The following is a 16,422-nucleotide window of genomic DNA, read 5'->3' as shown; positions in this document are numbered from 1 at the left end:
GTAGTGCCTAGGCGGTGGCGGCGGCCGCGAAGCGCTCGGCCACGTCGGCCCAGTTCACGACGTTCCAGTAGGCCTTGACGTTGCGGTACTGCAGGTAGAAGGCGTGCTCCCACATGTCGAGCATGAGCACGGGGGTGATCCCGATGCTGATGTTGCCCTGCTGGTCGGTGAGCTGCTCGACGACCAGTCGCCGGCCGATCGCGTCCCACGCCAGCACCGCCCAGCCGGAGCCCTGCAGGGTGTTGGCGACCGCGGTGAAGTGGGCGACGAACCTGTCGAACGAACCGAAGTCGGAGTCGATGGCGGCGGCCAGTTCGCCGGTCGGCCGGTCACCGCCGTTCGGCGAGAGGTTCTTCCAGAAGATCGAGTGGTTGGTGTGGCCGCCGAGGTGGAAGGCGAGGTTCTTGCTCACCGCCACCAACGCTAGGACCTCAACTCGGGTTGAGGTAAAGGAAGCATGTCGGACGTCACACCGGCGCCCTCACCCCTCGCGGCAGACCAGCACCGGGCACAACGCGTGATGGATCAGGCTCTGGCTGGTCGAGCCGATCAGCGAGGCGACGAACGGGTTGCGTCCGTGACTGCCCACGACCACCAGCTGGGCCTCCTCCGTGTGCTCGAGCAGCGCGACGTTCGGGCCGACCCGCTCCACGCTGCGGGTGACCTTCACGTCGGGGTACCGCTCGCCCCACCCCGCCAGGCGCTCGGCCAGGCGGGCGTCGCTGCGCTGCTCGTGGACCTCGAGATCGGAGAACCGCCTGGCCTCGGAGTAGCCGCCGAAGCCGGCGACCTCCCGCCAGCAGTGCACGGCGATCAGCGGGACCTCGAAGAAGGCCGCGAACTCGAAGGCGTGGGCCACCGCCAGGTCGCTGAGCTTGCTGCCGTCCACCCCCACCACGACGGGACGCGAGGCGGTGTCGTCGGGGGCATGGGTCCCGCGCCAGACGGCCACGGGGCACTTGGCGTTGTTCGCCACGCGGATGACGTCCGAGCCGAGGAAGACCGACTGCATCTCGCTGGTCCCGGCCCGGCCGAGCACCAGCATCCGCGCGGTCCGGGACAGGTCCACCAGCCCGCGGGCCGGTGGTCCGTGCTTGACGCTGCGCTCGACGACGACGTCGGGGTTGGCCTCGCGGACCGCCTTCTCGGCCGCGTCGAGCAGTTCGTCGCCCTCGGCCAGCAGCTGGTCGTCCAGCTTCTCCTCGGGTTCGGTGGACGTGCCGTCGGCAGATTTCGGCGTCTTGGGCAGCAGATGGGTCAGATGGAGCGGCTCGTCGAACCGTTGGGCGGCACCCGCGGCCCAACGTGCGGCGTCCATTGCGCTGTCCGATCCGTCGATGCCTGCCACGATTCCGTGTCGGATCGGTGCTGTGGTCATCGTGGAGTCTCCTTTAGCCTCGACTCCAGTCTCTGCCAGTTCGACGGCGTACGCCAGAGGCAATCGGGGCTCGGGCGGGGCGGGTGCTCACCGCGACGGCCATACCTCACAGGGTGCCGCTCGATGCTGTGAGGTGGGCGGTGTGGTCGTCGACCCGCTCGGTAGCGTGGGTCGGCGGACAGACGACGGCCGTCTGCCGGCAGGAGGCACGAGCAGTGAGCGCACAGATCCGGATCGGCATTGCGGGTTACGGAAACCTCGGTCGAGGAGTCGAGTCCGCGGTCGCGACCAACCCGGACATGACCCTCGTGGGGGTGTTCACCCGGCGTGACCCGGCGACGGTGACGCCGCAGCTGCCGGGCACCCGGGTGTTCGGCTGGGACGCACTGGCCGGGCACGAGGACGAGGTCGACGTGCTGATCCTGTGCGGCGGCTCGAAGTCGGACCTGCCGGAGCAGGGCCCGGAACTGGCCGCCCGGTTCAACACGGTCGACAGCTTCGACACCCATGCCCGCATTCCCGAGTACCACGCCGCGGTGGACGCCCCCGCCCGCGCCGCCGGCCGGACGGCACTGATCTCCACCGGCTGGGACCCGGGCCTGTTCTCGATCAACCGGGTCTACGGCGAGGCCATCCTGCCGGTGGGCGAGACCTACACGTTCTGGGGCCGCGGAGTCAGCCAGGGGCATTCCGATGCGGTGCGCCGGGTGCCTGGCGTCGCGGCCGCCGTGCAGTACACGCTGCCGTCCGCGGACGCCATCGCCGAGGTGCGCAGCGGCACCCGGCCGACGTTGACCACCCGGCAGAAGCACGTCCGCGAGTGCTTCGTGGTGCTCGCGGAGGGCGCCGACGCCGACGTGGTGCGCAAGTCGATCGTGACGATGCCCGACTACTTCGACGAGTACGACACCGCCGTGCACTTCGTCGACGCCGACGTCCTGGCGCGCGACCATGCGGGGATGCCGCACGGCGGATTCGTGATCCGCAGCGGCGACACCGGAGGGGGCAACCGGCAGGTCGTCGAGTACAGCCTCAACCTGGGCAGCAACCCCGAGTTCACGGCCAGCGTCCTCACCGCCTACGCGCGCGCGGTGCACCGGATGAACGCCGCCGGGCAGATCGGTGCGCAGACCGTCTACGACGTGGCGCCCGGGTTGCTCTCGCCGAAGTCGGCGGCGCAGTTGCGGGCCGAACTGCTCTGAGCCCCTGGCGGGTCAGGCGGAGAGTCGGGTCAGGCGGAGAGTTCGGTGCGGACCGCGGTGAACAGGTCCGCAGCGCCGGCGCGGTAGCGGTCCAGGGCCACCTCGGCCAGCAGCGGATGCGCACCGATCACGTCGGCGCGCAACGCATCCGGGGCGTGCACGTCGGCGGTCGCGTCGATGCGGTCGGTGAGCAGGCCGGGCGCCAGGAACCAGGGCGCGATCACGATCTTGCCGGCGCCCCGTGACCGCAGGCGCGAGACCGCCTCCGGCAGTGCGGGTCCGGCGGTGGCGAAGCAGGTCGCCACGCCGGACCACCCGGTGCCGGCCAGCAGCCGGGGGCCGATCGCAGCGGTCCGCGCGTTGGCCGTCTCGGACGACGAGCCGACCGCCGCCAGGACCACGCCGACCTCGGGGTCACCGAGCGTGGCGCCCGCGGCCACCGCCCGGTCGCGGACCGCCTCGACCAGGCGGTCGTCGTCGCCGAGCACCTCGGCCTGCACCAGGTCCAGGCCCGGGTGCCGCAGCGCGGCGGCGGCGAGCAGGCCCGGCAGGTCCACCCGGGCGTGGAACGCCCGGCCGAGCAGCAGGGGAACCACCACGGCGGCCGAGTGCCCCTGCACCGCCACCGTGTCGATCGTCTGGTCCACCGACGGCGCGGACAGGTCCAGGAAACACAGCCGCACGTCCAGGTCCGGTCGCCGGGTGCGGATCGCCGCCACGGCGGCCGCGACCGCCCGCGCGGAGCGGGGGTCACGGCTGCCGTGGGCGACAGCGATCAGCGGGACGGCCGGCGTCGAGGACATCGCTAGACGCGCTCGCCGAGCTCGATGGCCGCGATGGCGTCGCCGACCAGGCCCGCGGCCAGCGTGTTGCCGCCCGAGGGGTCGATCAGCAGGAAGCTGCCGGTGTGCCGGTTGAGGCGGTAGTCGTCCGCCACGATCGGCTCCGCGACGCGCACCGAGATCTTGCCGATCTCGTTGAGCGCGAGCGTGTCCGGGTTCGCCTCGGTGGTGAGGTCCTGCTCGTCGAACCGCTCCACGATGGAGCCCACGATCGCCTGCGTGGTGCGGGTGCCGTGCTTGAGCAGCAGCCGGGCGCCGGGGCGCAGCGGCTTCTCCGCGAGCCAGCACACGGTGGCGTCGAACTCGCCTATCGGCTCCGGCGCGTCCTGCGGGGAGGCGATGGTGTCGCCGCGCGAGATGTCGACGTCGTCGGCGAGGATCAGCGTGACGCTGCGACCGGCGTGCGCGGAGTCGAGCTCGCCGTCGGCCGTGTCGATGCGGGTCACCGTGGTGCGGATGCCCGAGGGCAGCACCACGACGTCGTCGCCCGGTGTGACCGACCCGGCGGCGACCTGACCGGCGTAGCCGCGGTAGTCGGGGAACTCGGCGGTGCGCGGCCGGATCACGTACTGCACGGGGAAGCGCAGGCCCACCCGGTGCGGTTCGGCGTCCACCGGGATCGACTCGAGGTGCTCGATCAGGGTGGGGCCGTCGTAGTACGGGGTGTTCTCCGAGCGCACCGCGACGTTGTCGCCGTGCAGCGCCGAGACCGGGATCTCCACGACGTCCCCGGCCGCCCAGCCCAGCGACGAGGTCAGCGACGTGAACTCGGCGCAGATGTCCGCGAACACCTGGGCCGGATCCTCGACGAGGTCGATCTTGTTGACCGCCAGCACCAGTCGCGGCACGCCCAGCAGGGCGAGCACCGCCGCGTGCTTGCGGGTCTGCGAGATGACGCCCTTGCGCGCGTCCACCAGCAGGATCACCAGCTGCGCGGTGGACGCGCCGGAGACCGTGTTGCGGGTGTACTGCACGTGGCCCGGGGTGTCGGCGAGGACGAACGTGCGGTTGGGCGTCGCGAAGTAGCGGTACGCCACGTCGATGGTGATGCCCTGCTCACGCTCGGCACGCAGGCCGTCGACCAGCAGCGACAGGTCCGGGGTGTCCAGGCCGCGGTCCACCGAGGCTCGGGTGACGGCGTCGATCTGGTCGGCGAGCACGGATTTGGTGTCGTACAACAGCCGGCCCACCAGGGTGGACTTGCCGTCGTCGACGCTGCCCGCGGTAGCGAGCCTCAACAGGTCGCTCATCAGAAGTAGCCCTCTCGCTTGCGGTCTTCCATGGCCGCTTCGGAAACTCGGTCGTCGCCTCGGGTGGCGCCACGTTCGGTCAGTCGGGATGCGGCGACCTCGGCGAGGATCGCCTCGTTGTCGGCGGCCTCGGACAGCACCGCGCCGGTGGTCGAGCCGTCGCCGACGGTGCGGTAGCGCACCGAGAGCGTCTGCAGCTCTTCGTTTTCGGCGGGTCCACCCCACACGCCGGGGGTCATCCACATGCCGTCGCGCTGGTAGACCGGGCGCTGGTGGGCGTAGTAGATGCTGGCGAGCTCGACGTTGTCGCGGGCGATGTACCGCCAGATGTCGAGCTCGGTGAAGTTGCTCAGCGGGAACACCCGGACCTGCTCGCCGGGGGAGTGCCGCCCGTTGTACAGGTTCCACAGCTCCGGACGCTGCTTCTTCGGGTCCCACTGCCCGAAGGAGTTGCGCAGCGAGAAGATCCGCTCCTTCGCGCGGGCCCGCTCCTCGTCGCGTCGGGCACCGCCGAAGACCGCGTCGAAGCGGTTCTCGGCGATCGCGTCGAGCAGCGGCACGGTCTGCAGTGGGTTACGGATGCCGTCCGGCCGCTCGGTGAGTCGGCCGTCGGCGAGGTAGTCCTCCACCTTGGCCACGTGCAGGCGCAGGTTGTACTTGGCGACGACGTGGTCGCGGAAGTCCAGCACCTCCTGCAGGTTGTGCCCGGTGTCCACGTGCAGCAGCGCGAACGGTACCGGCGCGGGCCAGAAGGCCTTGATCGCCAGGTGCAGCAGCACCGTGGAGTCCTTGCCGCCGGAGAAGAGGATCACCGGGCGTTCGAACTCGCCGGCCACCTCCCGGAAGATGTGGATGGCCTCGGACTCGAGCGCGTCCAGTGTGTCGAAGGAGGCGCCGTCGAGAAGCGGTCGGATGTCGGTCAATTCAGCAGTCATGAGGCGTGCAACCCGCATTCTGTCTTGGACTGGCCGGCCCACCGTCCGCTGCGCGGATCGGAGCCGGGTGCTGGCTTGGCGGTGCAGGGTGCGCACCCGATGGACGGATAGCCCTCGTCGACAAGCGGATTCACCAGAATCGAGTGCTTGTCGATGTAGGCCTGCATGTCGTCGTCGGACCAGGCGGCGATCGGGTTGATCTTCACCAGGCCGAAGGCGTCGTCGAACGAGATCAGCGGCGCGTTGGCCCGTGTGGGGGCCTCCACCCGCCGGATCCCGGTGACCCAGGCGCGGTAGTTCTGCAGGGTGGCCTTGAGCGGCGCCACCTTGCGCAGCGCGCAACAGCGGCCGGCGTCCCGGGCGAAGAGGTCCTTGCCCTCGGCCGCGTCCTGCTCGGCGACGCTGGCCTCGGCCGCGGCGTTGACGATCCGCGGTCCGTACACCGCCTCGACGGCGTCCCGGGTGCCGATGGTCTCCGCGAAGTGGTAGCCGGTGTCGAGGAAGAGCACGTCCACGCCGGGGTGCACCTGGGTCGCCAGGTGCACCAGCACGCCGTCCTGCATGTTCGACGCGACGATGAAGTCGTTGCCGAAGGTGTCCTCGGTCCACTGCAGCAGCTCGAGCGCGGACGCCCCGTCGAGGCTCGCCGCCCCCTGCGAGGCGAGCTCCTTCAGGTCGTCTTCGGTTGCGCTGGAAAGGTCGATGCTCATCGCAGGTCCTCCTCGTCTGCTCGGACTGTCCACTCGGCGAAGCGCTCGCCCTCGTTGCGGTGCTTGACGAACTGACGCACCACGCGCTCGATGTAGTCGCCCAGCTCCTCGCTGGTCACCTTGTGCTGGCGCAGCTTGCGGCCGAAGCCGGCGTCGAGGCCGAGGCTGCCGCCCAGGTGCACCTGGAAGCCCTCGATCTGGTTGCCTGCGCCGTCGTCGACGAGCATGCCCTTGAACCCGATGTCGGCGATCTGGGACCGGCCGCAGGAGTTGGGGCAGCCGTTGATGTTCACCGTGATCGGCACGTCCAGGTTGGCGTTGACGTCCGCCAGGCGCTCCTCGAGTTCCGGTGCGAGCACCTGGGAGCGCTTGCGGGTCTCGGTGAACGACAGCTTGCAGAACTCGATGCCGCTGCACGCCAACAGGTTTCGCCGCCAGTGTGACGGACGCCCGTGCAGGCCGAGGGGCTTTAGCTCGTCGATCAGCCATTCGACCTTGTCGTCCGGCACGTCGAGCACGATCAGCTTCTGGTACGGGGTGAAGCGGACGCGGTCGGAACCGACGGCGGCCACCGCCTCGGCGACCTTGGTCAGGGCGGTGCCCGACACCCGGCCCGCGATCGGGGAGAAGCCGATCGCGTTGAGCCCGTTGCGCAGCTTCTGCACGCCGATGTGGTCGATCGGCCGCTCCGGCTTCGCCGGTGCCGGGCCGTCGATCAGCTTCCGCTTCAGGTACTCGGTCTCGAGCACCTCGCGGAACTTCTCGATGCCCCAGTCCTTGATCAGGAACTTCAGCCGCGCCTTGGAACGCAGCCGGCGGTAGCCGTAGTCGCGGAAGATCGAGACCACGGCCTCCCACACGTCCGGCACCTCGTCGAGCGGAACCCAGGCGCCGACGCGCTGCGCGAGCATCGGGTTGGTGGACAGCCCGCCGCCGACCCACAGGTCCAGGCCGGGGCCGTGCTCGGGGTGGTTGACGCCGACGAAGGCGACGTCGTTGATCTCGTGCACCACGTCCTGCTGGCCGGAGATGGCGGTCTTGAACTTGCGCGGCAGGTTCGAGTACTCGGGCTTGCCGATGTAGCGGCGCACGATCTCGTCGATCGCCGGAGTCGCGTCGAGAACCTCGTCGAGGGACTCGCCGGCCAGCGGGGAGCCGAGCACCACGCGCGGGCAGTCGCCGCAGGCCTCGGTGGTGTGCAGGCCGACGGACTCGAGGCGCTTCCAGATCTCCGGGACGTTCTCGATCTCGATCCAGTGGTACTGGACGTTCTCGCGGTCGGAGAGGTCGGCGGTGTCGCGACCGAACTCGGTGGAGATGCCGCCGAGGGTGCGCAGCTGCTCGACGTTCAGGGCGCCGGCGTCGCAGCGCACCCGCATCATGAAGTACCGGGCCTCGAGCAGGTCGATGTTCTCGTCGCCGGTGAAGGTGCCGTCGTAGCCCTGCTCGCGCTGGGTGTAGAGGCCCCACCAGCGCATCCGGCCGCGCAGGTCGGACTTGTCGATGCTGTCGAAGCCCTGCTTCGAGTAGATGTTCTCGATGCGGGCGCGGACGTTGAGCGGGTTGTCGTCCTTCTTGGCCTGCTCGTTGGCGTTCAGGGGCTCGCGGTAGCCGAGGGCCCACTGGCCCTCGGCGCGGGTCTTGGCGGGGCGGGCGGCGCGCGCTGGGCGGGCGGGAGGTGAAGTGTCGACTGTCTGCGACATCGGGCGCTCCAAGATCTAGGGCGCCGGTCCTGAAGAGGGCATGCAGTCACAAGGAGGGCTGTCCCCGTGCCACATCCGAGACCGGCCGGGACAACAAGGGGGCTGGTGGAATGCGTCTACGCAGAGAAGGGCAGACAGCTACAGACACGCTTGAGATCGACGTGGCGTCGAGCCACGAGCGCAATCCCAAGTCCGGTCACAGTCGCCATCGTGCCAGATCAGCTCCGCAAAGCCGACCCCCTGGCGGCATTTCCCCCGAAACTGGGGGAAATGCGCAGGCAGGGGCCGGTGTGATCCGTGACACATCGGCGCGGAACCGGTCTGGCGGGGGTGGGGCGTCGGGACCTGGGAGTTCGGCGCTGGCGGGGGCGGGTCCGCGGCGATGGGACACTGGAGGGGTGAGTACAGCCCGCGGCACGACCAGCGACATCAGTGGACCGACGACAGCACCGGCGGCCGGTGTGGGCGGGGCCGACGGGCAACCGGACTTCGTGCTGTCGGACGACGCGCTGGCGGGGGTGGGGACGCGGCCCTTCGGCATCTACGTGCACGTCCCGTTCTGTGCGACCCGCTGCGGGTACTGCGACTTCAACACCTACACCGCCGGCGAGCTCGGCACCTCGGCGTCGCCGCAGTCCTGGCTCGAGGGCCTGCGGCGCGAACTCGACGCGGGGGCAAGGATGCTCGGCTCCGCGGGCGGCGCCGTCCCGGCCGCGCAGACGGTGTTCGTCGGCGGCGGCACGCCGTCGCTGCTCGGCGGCGACGGACTGGCCGACGTGCTCGGCGCGGTCCGCGACAGCTTCGGCCTGGCCCCGGGCGCCGAGGTGACCACCGAGTCGAACCCGGAGTCCACCTCACCCGAGTTCTTCGGCCGGATCCGGGACGCGGGGTACACCCGGGTCTCGCTGGGCATGCAGTCCGCCGCCGCGCACGTGCTCGCGGTGCTCGACCGCACCCACACCCCCGGGCGGGCGGCCGCCGCGGCGCTCGAGGCGCGGGCCGCGGGCTTCGAGCACGTCAACCTGGACATGATCTACGGCACACCCGGCGAACGCGACGAGGACCTGGACGCGACACTGGCGGCGGTGCTCTCCGCGGGGGTCGACCACGTCTCGGCGTACGCGCTGATCGTCGAGGACGGCACCGCACTGGCCCGCCGGGTACGCCGCGGCGAGCTGCCCGCGCCCGACGACGACGTCCTCGCGTCCCGGTACGAGCGGATCGACGCGACGCTCGCCGGCGCCGGCCTGGGCTGGTACGAGGTGTCCAACTGGGCGGCGGACGGCGGCGTCGCGGTCGACGGTGACACCGCGGCCTGCCGGCACAACCTCGGCTACTGGGACGGCGGCGACTGGTGGGGCGCCGGTCCGGGCGCGCACAGTCACGTCGGCGGGGTGCGCTGGTGGAACGTCAAGCACCCGGCGCGCTATGCCGACCAGCTGGCGTCGGGCCGGCTGCCGGTGGGCGGCAGCGAGGTGCTCACCGCCGAGGACCGGCACACCGAGCGGGTGATGCTGGCGCTGCGACTGCGGTCCGGGCTGCCGGCGTCGGACCTGCGCCCGAGCGAGCTCGCGGCCGCCGAGCAGGTCGTCGCGGACGGGCTGCTCTCGCGCGCCGGTGACCGACTGGTGCTCACCGACCGCGGCAGGTTGCTGGCCGACGGCGTCATCCGGGACATCCTGAGCTGAACCCTCAGTACGCACCCCCGCCCGCCCGGGGATCCTGGGCGGGCGGGGGTCGCGGCCTACTGGCTGCGGCCACGAACTGACGGGGAGCTTAGGAGGACCGGTTTCCCGCGTTCTGCCTTACCTGGGCGCAGGTGTCTTCGCGCCGCCGGGCACCGCTCGGCTCCGTAGAATCGGAGCTGGGGCGGGATGCGGTCAGGGAGTGGGTATGCGGCCCGCAGGCGGTCTACCGTCGCTGTCGCGGCGCGGTCGAATCCTGCTGCTGCTCGCGGTGCTGGCCCTCGCCGGGCTGATCTTCATTCCCCTGGTAGTGGAGCTCTACACCGACTGGCTGTGGTTCGGGGAGGTCGGCTACCGCAGCGTCTGGGCCACCGTGCTGACGACCCGGGTGCTGATCTTCCTCGTGGTGGCCGTGGTCGTCGGCGGTGCGGTGGTGCTGGCCGTGCTGCTCGCGTACCGGTCGCGCCCGCTGCTCGCCGGGCGCGCCGGACCGGACGACCCGGTCGCGGCGTTCCGCGCGATCGTGGCGCGCCGACCGCGACTGTTCGGGCTGGGCATTCCGGTGCTGGTGGGCCTGTTCTGCGGACTCGGCGCGCAGGCGAGCTGGATGACGGTGCAGCTGTTCCTGCACGGCGGTTCCTTCGGCGTCGCCGACCCCCAGTTCGGTCACGATGTCGGGTTCTACGTGTTCGACCTGCCCTTCTACCGGTCAGCCCTGGACTGGCTGTTCGCCGCGACGTTCCTGGCCTTCCTTGCCAGTCTGGGGACGCACGCCCTGTTCGGGGGAGTCCGGGTGTCCGAGGGCTCCCTCGCGCTCACGCGGGCCGCGCGGATTCAGCTCGCGGTGCTGCTCGGCACGTTGATCCTGCTGAAAGCCGTTGCGTACTGGCTCAATCGGTACGCGCGGCTGTCGAGCGGACGCAAGGAACCCACCTTCACCGGCGGCGGCTACACCGACATCAACGCGGTGCTGCCGGCGCGGATGATCCTGTGCGCGATCGCGGTCCTCTGCGCCGCCGCGTTCTTCGCCGCGATCGTCGTTCGCGACCTGCGGATCCCGGCGATGACCGCGATCCTGCTGGTGTTGTCCTCGCTCCTGGTGGGTGTGGCGTGGCCGCTGGCCGTCGAACAGTTCTCCGTGCGCCCCAACGCGGCGGACCGGGAGAGCCCCTACATAGAACGCAACATCGAGGCCACCCGGATGGCCTACGGGATCGGCGCCGACAAGGTCGCGTACCAGGCCTACCCCGGGATCGGAACGAAGTCGCCGCACGACGTCCCGGCGGATGTGACCACCCTCGCCAACGCGCGGCTGCTGGACCCGAACGTGCTCTCGCACACCTTCATCCAGCAGCAGCAGCTGAAGAACTTCTACGCGTTTCCGCCGACGTTGGACCTGGATCGGTATGTCGTCGACGGTCAACTCCGCGACTACGTCGTCGCAGCCCGCGAACTGACTCCGAGCAGTCTGAGCGGGAACCAGACCCAGTGGGTCAACCAGCACACGGTGTACACCCACGGCGACGGGTTCGTGGCCGCGCCCGCGAACCGGGTCAACGCCGCGGTTCGCGAGGCGACCGGCGACACGTCCAGCAGCAACAGCGGTTACCCGGTCTACACGGTGAGCGACATCGCCACCGGGGAGTCGGGGCACCAGGTGATCCGGGTCGACCAACCGCGCATCTACTTCGGCGAGATGATCGCGAAGTCCGATCCCGACTACGCCGTTGTCGGCGGGCCGGCGGGTGACGGACCGCGCGAGTACGACACCGACGCAGCCAAGTACACCTACGCGGGGTCCGGCGGCGTCCCGATCGGCAACTGGTTCAACCGCGTGGCGTTCGCCCTCGAGTACACCGAGCGCAACATCGTGTTCTCGAAGGCGATCGGGCCCGGCTCGAAGATCATCTTCAACCGTGACCCGACCGAACGCGTGCACCTGGTGGCGCCGTGGCTGACCGCCGACCACGACCCCTACCCGGCCGTGGTCGGCGGCCGCATCGTGTGGATCGTCGACGCCTACACCGCAGTGGACAACTACCCGTACGCGCAGCGGAGCTCGCTCGACGCCCTCGCGGTCGGCAACCCGCCCAACCAGCCGGGCGCGGAGGTGTCCTACATCCGGAACTCGGTGAAGGCCACAGTCGATGCCTACGACGGCACCGTGACGCTGTACCAGGTCGATCGCCAGGACCCGGTGCTCAAGGCGTGGATGAGCGCCTTCCCGGGCACGGTGCGACCCGCGGACTCCGTCCCCGACGAGCTCAGGGCCCACTTCCGGTACCCGGAGGACCTGTTCAAGATCCAGCGCGAGATGCTGGCGAAGTACCACGTCGACGACCCGCGAGAGTTCTTCACCACGAACGCCTTCTGGGGTGTGCCGAGCGACCCGACGGTCGAGACCAACCCGTACCAGATGCCGTTCTACGTGCTCGTCGGCGACCAGCAGACCGCGGCGCCGTCGTTCCGTCTCGCGAGCGCGATGGTGGGCTTCCGGCGCGAGTTCCTCGCCGCCTACATCTCGGCGAACTCGGACCCGGCGGACTACGGCAAGATCACCGTCCTCCAGCTGCCGACGGACGCCCTGACGCAGGGACCGCAGCAGATCCAGAACTCGATGATCTCGGACACCCGGGTGGCGTCCGAGCGCACCCTGCTGGAGCGGTCGAACCGGATCCAGTACGGCAACCTGCTGACGCTGCCGATCGCCGACGGTGGGGCGCTCTATGTGGAGCCGCTGTTCACCGAGCGGATAGCGTCGGCGCAGAACGTCTCGACCTTCCCGCAGCTTGCCCGGATGCTGGTCAGCTACCGGGAACCGGGCGCCACGGGCGGGGTCCGGGTGGGGTACGCCCCGACGCTCGGGGAGGCGCTCGACCAGATCTTCGGCTCCGGGACGGGCAACGTCGCGACCCCGCCCGGCGGGCACCCCGGGCAGCCGCCGCCGATCCCGGGTGCTCCCGCCCTGCCGCCGACGGCCGCACCCGCACCGCCCGACCCGGCCAAGGCCGCACTCGATGCGGCGATCGCGCAGCTCCGGGAGGCGGTCGACCGGCTGCAGAAGGCGATCGACGCGTACCAGACGGCCGGGAAGTGAGCTCGGACCTGGCGGGTCGTCAGGCGCGGATGGCGTCGTAGTCGAACACCCGCGCGTGCAGCACGACGCGGTTGCGCAGCGCCGAGCGGACCGCCCGGTGCAGGCCGTCCTCGAGGTAGATCACGCCGTCCCACTGGACCGCGTGCGGGAACAGGTCGCCGTAGAAGGTGGAGTCCTCGGACAGCAGCCGGTCCAGCTCGAGCACCTTGGTGGTGGTGACGATCTCGTCCAGGCGCACCTGGCGCGGTGGGATCTTCGACCAGTCACGGACCGACAACCCGTGCTCGGGGTATGGCTTGCCGTCCCTCACGCCCTTGAAAATCATCGATGCATCCGTCGCCGTAGTCGGTGGTGTGCCGTCGGGCACTTGTCTGTGTCGCGCAGCCACCCACAGTAAGGCCTCCACGGGGCGGTCGTGACCGGCTACTAGAGTGGTTACTGACAGCGGGGTGTGCGCACCCCTGCTACACAGGGACGACTGTCGCCGGGAATCCGGCGGTGTGATCCGGGAAACGGAGGTGAGCCGGCGTGTCGAGTACCGAGGACCGACGATTCGAGGTGCTGCGGGCGATCGTCGCCGACTACGTCGCCACCCAGGAGCCGATCGGCTCGAAGGCACTCGTGGAGCGGCACAACCTCGGGGTGTCCAGCGCGACCATCCGCAACGACATGGCGGTGCTCGAGGCCGAGGGCTACATCGCCCAGCCGCACACCAGCTCCGGCCGCGTGCCCACCGACAAGGGCTACCGGCAGTTCGTCGACCGGATCGCCGACGTCAAGCCGCTCTCGCCGGCCGAGCGCCGGGCCATCCTCGAGTTCCTCGAGTCCGGCGTCGACCTGGACGACGTGCTCCGGCGCGGCGTCCGGCTGCTGGCGCAGCTGACCCGCCAGGTCGCCGTCGTGCAGTACCCGACGCTGTCGGCGTCGTCGGTGCGGCACCTCGAGGTGGTCGCGCTGACCCCGGCCCGGCTGCTGCTGGTGCTGATCACCGACTCCGGCCGGGTGGACCAGCGGATCGTCGAACTGGGCGACACCATCGACGACGAGAACCTGGCCCGGCTGCGGGACCTGCTCGGCGGCGCCCTGGAGGGCAAGAAGCTCGCGGCGGCGTCCATCGCCGTCTCGGAGCTGGCGGCCGACGCCCCCGACCACCTGCGCAACGCGGTGGTGCGGTCGGCGACCGTGCTGATCGAGACCCTCGTCGAGCACCCGGAGGAGCGGCTGGTGCTCGGCGGCACCGCGAACCTGACGCGCAACGCCGCCGACTTCACCGGCTTCCCCGGCTCGATGCGCTCCGTCCTCGAGGCGCTCGAGGAGCAGGTGATCGTGCTCAAGCTGCTGGCCGCGACCGGCGACGCCGGCACCGTGACCGTCCGGATCGGCGAGGAGACGCAGGTCGAGGAGATCCGCGGCACCTCCGTCATCACCACCGGCTACGGCACCGCGAGCACCCGCTTCGGCGGCGTGGGTGTGCTGGGCCCCACCCGGATGGACTACCCGGGAACAATCGCCTCGGTGGCCGCGGTTGCCAGGTACATCGGCGAGGTGCTCGCCGAGCGTTGAACCACGCGCGGACTTCGCGCGTCCCGGGCCCGGTCGGGCCCGCTTACTGACCGATTTTTCTTCATGCTGATCAACCAACGAGGGTGAGAGACGAGAACGTGGCACGGGACTACTACGGATTGCTGGGAGTCGGATCCAAGGCGACCGACCAGGAGATCAAGCGGGCGTACCGCAAGCTGGCCCGGGAGCTGCATCCCGACGTCAACCCCGACGAGTCCGCGCAGGCCCGGTTCAAGGACATCTCCACCGCCTACGAGGTGCTCTCCGACCCGGAGAAGCGGCGCATCGTCGACCTCGGCGGCGACCCGCTCGCGCAGGGCGGCGGCGGGGGCGCCGGCGGTTTCGGCGGTGCCGGCTTCGGCGGCGGTCTCGGCGACGTGTTCGAGGCGTTCTTCGGCGGCGGTGGCGGCGCCGCCCGCGGCCCGCGCGGCCGCGTCCAGCCCGGCGCGGACTCGCTGCTGCGCACCAAGCTGACGCTCGACGAGTGCGCGACGGGCGTGACCAAGCACATCACCGTCGACACCGCGATCCTGTGCGACAGCTGCACCGGCTCCGGCACCAACGGCGACTCCAAGCCCGTCACCTGCGAGACCTGCGCCGGCGCCGGCGAGGTGCAGTCGGTGCAGCGTTCGTTCCTCGGCCAGGTGATGACGTCGCGGCCGTGCCCCACCTGCCGCGGCGCGGGCGAGACCATCCCCGACCCCTGCCACAAGTGCGGCGGCGACGGCCGGGTCCGGGCCCGCCGCGACATCGCGGTGAAGGTCCCGGTCGGCGTGAGCAGCGGCATGCGGATCCGGCTGGCGTCGCAGGGCGAGGTCGGTCCCGGCGGCGGACCGTCCGGCGACCTGTACGTCGAGATCAGCGAGCAGCCCCACGAGACCTTCGTGCGCGACGGCGAGGACCTGCACTGCACCATCCGGGTGCCGATGGCCGACGCCGCACTGGGCACCAAGGTCGTCGTCGACACCATCCTCGACGGGCCGACGGAGATCGACATCCCGGCGGGCACCCAGCCCGGCACGGTCGAGTCGGTGCGCGGGCACGGCATGCCGAAGCTGCGCTCCGGCGTGCGCGGCGACCTGCACGCCCACCTCGAGGTCGTGGTGCCCTCGCGCCTGGACGGCAAGCAGGCCGCGGCCTTGCGCGAGTTCAAGGACCTGCGCGACAAGGACCACGCCGAGGTCGTGACCACCGGTTCGCAGCACAACGGCGGACTCTTCTCCCGACTGCGGGACGCGTTCAGTGGCCGCTGACGGACGGATGCCGGCCGCACAGGGCGGGGTCTGACCGATGGCCGCGACGGTCTTCTACCTGGACCCGCTGCCCGCCGCCGGTCAGCCGGCGGTGCTCGACGGCAAGGAGGGCAGGCACGCCGCCACGGTGCGCCGGATCCGGGTGGGTGAGCACCTGGTGCTCTCCGACGGCCACGGCGGCATCGCGCGGGCCGTGGTGGTCGCGGTCGGCAAGGACCGGCTCGACCTCGAGGTCGGCGAACGCGACAGCCTGCCGCCCGCGACGCCGACGGTGACGCTGGTGCAGGCGCTGCCGAAGGCCGAGCGCTCCGAGCTGGCCGTCGAACTGGCCACCGAGGCCGGCGTCGACGCCATCGTGCCGTGGCAGTCCGCGCGCTGCGTCGCCCGCTGGGAGGGGCCGAAGGCGGACAAGGGCGTCGCCCGCTGGCGCGCGGTGGCGGTTGCCGCGGCGAAACAGTCACGGCGCGCACACATTCCGGAGGTCACCGAACTGCACCGCACCGCCGCGGTGGTCGAGTTGGTGCGCCGCGTGACGGCGTCCGGCGGGGTGGTGGGGGTGCTGCACGAGTCGGCCACCACCGCGCTCGCCGGGCTCGAGCTGGCGGACGTGGCGGAAGTGGTGCTGGTGGTCGGCCCGGAGGGCGGCCTGGACGGCTCGGAGGTCGAGGCGCTGACGGCGGCCGGCGCGGTCGCGGTGCGGCTGGGCCCGACGGTGCTGCGGACCTCGACGGCGGCCGCGGTGGCGCTCGGCGCGCTCGGTGTGCTGACCGACCGCTGGTCCGCGCGGCCCCTGCAGGACTAGCG

At 70.9% G+C, this 16,422-nt stretch carries 14 protein-coding genes and 1 pseudogene; 6 read left to right on the top strand and 9 right to left on the bottom strand.

Annotation, left to right across the window (positions count from 1 at the left end):
* Positions 1 to 7 precede the first annotated feature (7 nt).
* Both RT2_RS16565 and RT2_RS16560 read right to left on the bottom strand, forming a co-directional pair.
* Positions 8 to 469 (bottom strand): annotated as a pseudogene (locus RT2_RS16565) (superoxide dismutase); the annotation flags it as partial.
* Positions 470 to 481: 12 nt separating this feature from the next.
* Positions 482 to 1,378, bottom strand: a complete 897-nt coding sequence (locus RT2_RS16560) for a universal stress protein (protein ID WP_072845883.1) — start codon at positions 1,376 to 1,378, stop codon at positions 482 to 484.
* A gap of 215 nt (positions 1,379 to 1,593) precedes the next feature.
* On the opposite strand from RT2_RS16560, the gene RT2_RS16555 reads away from it, so the two are divergent.
* Positions 1,594 to 2,580, top strand: a complete 987-nt coding sequence (locus RT2_RS16555; RefSeq protein ID WP_072845882.1) for a diaminopimelate dehydrogenase — start codon at positions 1,594 to 1,596, stop codon at positions 2,578 to 2,580.
* A 29-nt stretch (positions 2,581 to 2,609) separates the two neighbouring features.
* Here RT2_RS16555 and RT2_RS16550 read toward each other — a convergent pair whose 3' ends face one another.
* From RT2_RS16550 to RT2_RS26865, 6 genes are all read right to left on the bottom strand, one after another.
* Complete coding sequence (locus tag RT2_RS16550; RefSeq protein ID WP_072845881.1) at positions 2,610 to 3,383, bottom strand: sirohydrochlorin chelatase; 774 nt, start codon at positions 3,381 to 3,383, stop codon at positions 2,610 to 2,612.
* A gap of 2 nt (positions 3,384 to 3,385) precedes the next feature.
* Entirely contained in the window at positions 3,386 to 4,672 is a 1,287-nt protein-coding gene (locus RT2_RS16545; RefSeq protein ID WP_072845880.1) for a sulfate adenylyltransferase subunit 1, read from the bottom strand.
* Positions 4,672 to 5,607, bottom strand: a complete 936-nt coding sequence (cysD, locus tag RT2_RS16540; RefSeq protein WP_072845879.1) for a sulfate adenylyltransferase subunit CysD — start codon at positions 5,605 to 5,607, stop codon at positions 4,672 to 4,674. Before cysD ends, RT2_RS16545 begins: the two co-directional genes overlap by 1 nt.
* Positions 5,604 to 6,317, bottom strand: a complete 714-nt coding sequence (locus tag RT2_RS16535) for a phosphoadenylyl-sulfate reductase (protein WP_072845878.1) — start codon at positions 6,315 to 6,317, stop codon at positions 5,604 to 5,606. The genes cysD and RT2_RS16535 overlap by 4 nt, the downstream gene beginning before the upstream one ends.
* On the bottom strand, positions 6,314 to 8,020 hold the full coding sequence (locus tag RT2_RS16530; RefSeq protein WP_072845877.1) for a nitrite/sulfite reductase: 1,707 nt from the start codon (positions 8,018 to 8,020) through the stop codon (positions 6,314 to 6,316). The genes RT2_RS16535 and RT2_RS16530 overlap by 4 nt, the downstream gene beginning before the upstream one ends.
* Before the next feature lie 116 nt (positions 8,021 to 8,136).
* Positions 8,137 to 8,229, bottom strand: coding sequence for an Ms4527A family Cys-rich leader peptide (locus RT2_RS26865; RefSeq protein WP_371851177.1), 93 nt, complete (start codon positions 8,227 to 8,229; stop codon positions 8,137 to 8,139).
* 252 nt (positions 8,230 to 8,481) lie between these two features.
* On the opposite strand from RT2_RS26865, the gene hemW reads away from it, so the two are divergent.
* Together hemW and RT2_RS16520 are read left to right on the top strand one after the other, a co-directional pair.
* Positions 8,482 to 9,708, top strand: a complete 1,227-nt coding sequence (hemW, locus tag RT2_RS16525) for a radical SAM family heme chaperone HemW (RefSeq protein WP_072845876.1) — start codon at positions 8,482 to 8,484, stop codon at positions 9,706 to 9,708.
* 199 nt (positions 9,709 to 9,907) lie between these two features.
* Entirely contained in the window at positions 9,908 to 12,802 is a 2,895-nt protein-coding gene (locus tag RT2_RS16520) for a UPF0182 family protein (protein ID WP_083577428.1), read from the top strand.
* A gap of 19 nt (positions 12,803 to 12,821) precedes the next feature.
* Here RT2_RS16520 and RT2_RS16515 read toward each other — a convergent pair whose 3' ends face one another.
* Positions 12,822 to 13,127, bottom strand: coding sequence for a type II toxin-antitoxin system VapB family antitoxin (locus tag RT2_RS16515; protein WP_072845874.1), 306 nt, complete (start codon positions 13,125 to 13,127; stop codon positions 12,822 to 12,824).
* A 203-nt stretch (positions 13,128 to 13,330) separates the two neighbouring features.
* Here RT2_RS16515 and hrcA point away from each other — a divergent pair, with 203 nt between their 5' ends.
* The 3 genes from hrcA to RT2_RS16500 all read left to right on the top strand — a co-directional run bounded on the left by hrcA (position 13,331) and on the right by RT2_RS16500 (position 16,420).
* Positions 13,331 to 14,365: a heat-inducible transcriptional repressor HrcA gene (hrcA, locus tag RT2_RS16510; protein WP_072845873.1), complete on the top strand. Its 1,035-nt coding sequence runs from the start codon at positions 13,331 to 13,333 to the stop codon at positions 14,363 to 14,365.
* Between the two features lie 98 nt (positions 14,366 to 14,463).
* On the top strand, positions 14,464 to 15,618 hold the full coding sequence (dnaJ, locus tag RT2_RS16505; protein WP_072845899.1) for a molecular chaperone DnaJ: 1,155 nt from the start codon (positions 14,464 to 14,466) through the stop codon (positions 15,616 to 15,618).
* 37 nt (positions 15,619 to 15,655) lie between these two features.
* Positions 15,656 to 16,420, top strand: a complete 765-nt coding sequence (locus tag RT2_RS16500) for a 16S rRNA (uracil(1498)-N(3))-methyltransferase (protein ID WP_072845872.1) — start codon at positions 15,656 to 15,658, stop codon at positions 16,418 to 16,420.
* Positions 16,421 to 16,422 lie beyond the last annotated feature (2 nt).

Origin of the sequence: Rhodococcus tukisamuensis NBRC 100609, assembly GCF_001894985.1 — a bacterium.
GTDB classification, from domain to species: domain Bacteria; phylum Actinomycetota; class Actinomycetes; order Mycobacteriales; family Mycobacteriaceae; genus Rhodococcus_G; species Rhodococcus_G tukisamuensis.
The sequence above is the reverse complement of the archived record's forward strand: the minus strand, read 5'-3'. Positions and strand labels throughout refer to the sequence as shown.

What these genes read in the sequence shown, in the direction of transcription:
- RT2_RS16530 (WP_072845877.1), bottom strand. Translation starts at nt 8,020, where the DNA reads ATGTCGCAGACAGTCGACACTTCACCTCCCGCCCGCCCAGCGCGCGCC.
- RT2_RS26865 (WP_371851177.1), bottom strand. Translation starts at nt 8,229, where the DNA reads ATGGCGACTGTGACCGGACTTGGGATTGCGCTCGTGGCTCGACGCCAC.
- RT2_RS16545 (WP_072845880.1), bottom strand. Translation starts at nt 4,672, where the DNA reads ATGAGCGACCTGTTGAGGCTCGCTACCGCGGGCAGCGTCGACGACGGC.
- RT2_RS16535 (WP_072845878.1), bottom strand. Translation starts at nt 6,317, where the DNA reads ATGAGCATCGACCTTTCCAGCGCAACCGAAGACGACCTGAAGGAGCTC.
- RT2_RS16500 (WP_072845872.1), top strand. Translation starts at nt 15,656, where the DNA reads ATGGCCGCGACGGTCTTCTACCTGGACCCGCTGCCCGCCGCCGGTCAG.
- cysD (WP_072845879.1), bottom strand. Translation starts at nt 5,607, where the DNA reads ATGACTGCTGAATTGACCGACATCCGACCGCTTCTCGACGGCGCCTCC.
- RT2_RS16560 (WP_072845883.1), bottom strand. Translation starts at nt 1,378, where the DNA reads ATGACCACAGCACCGATCCGACACGGAATCGTGGCAGGCATCGACGGA.
- RT2_RS16550 (WP_072845881.1), bottom strand. Translation starts at nt 3,383, where the DNA reads ATGTCCTCGACGCCGGCCGTCCCGCTGATCGCTGTCGCCCACGGCAGC.
- RT2_RS16515 (WP_072845874.1), bottom strand. Translation starts at nt 13,127, where the DNA reads ATGATTTTCAAGGGCGTGAGGGACGGCAAGCCATACCCCGAGCACGGG.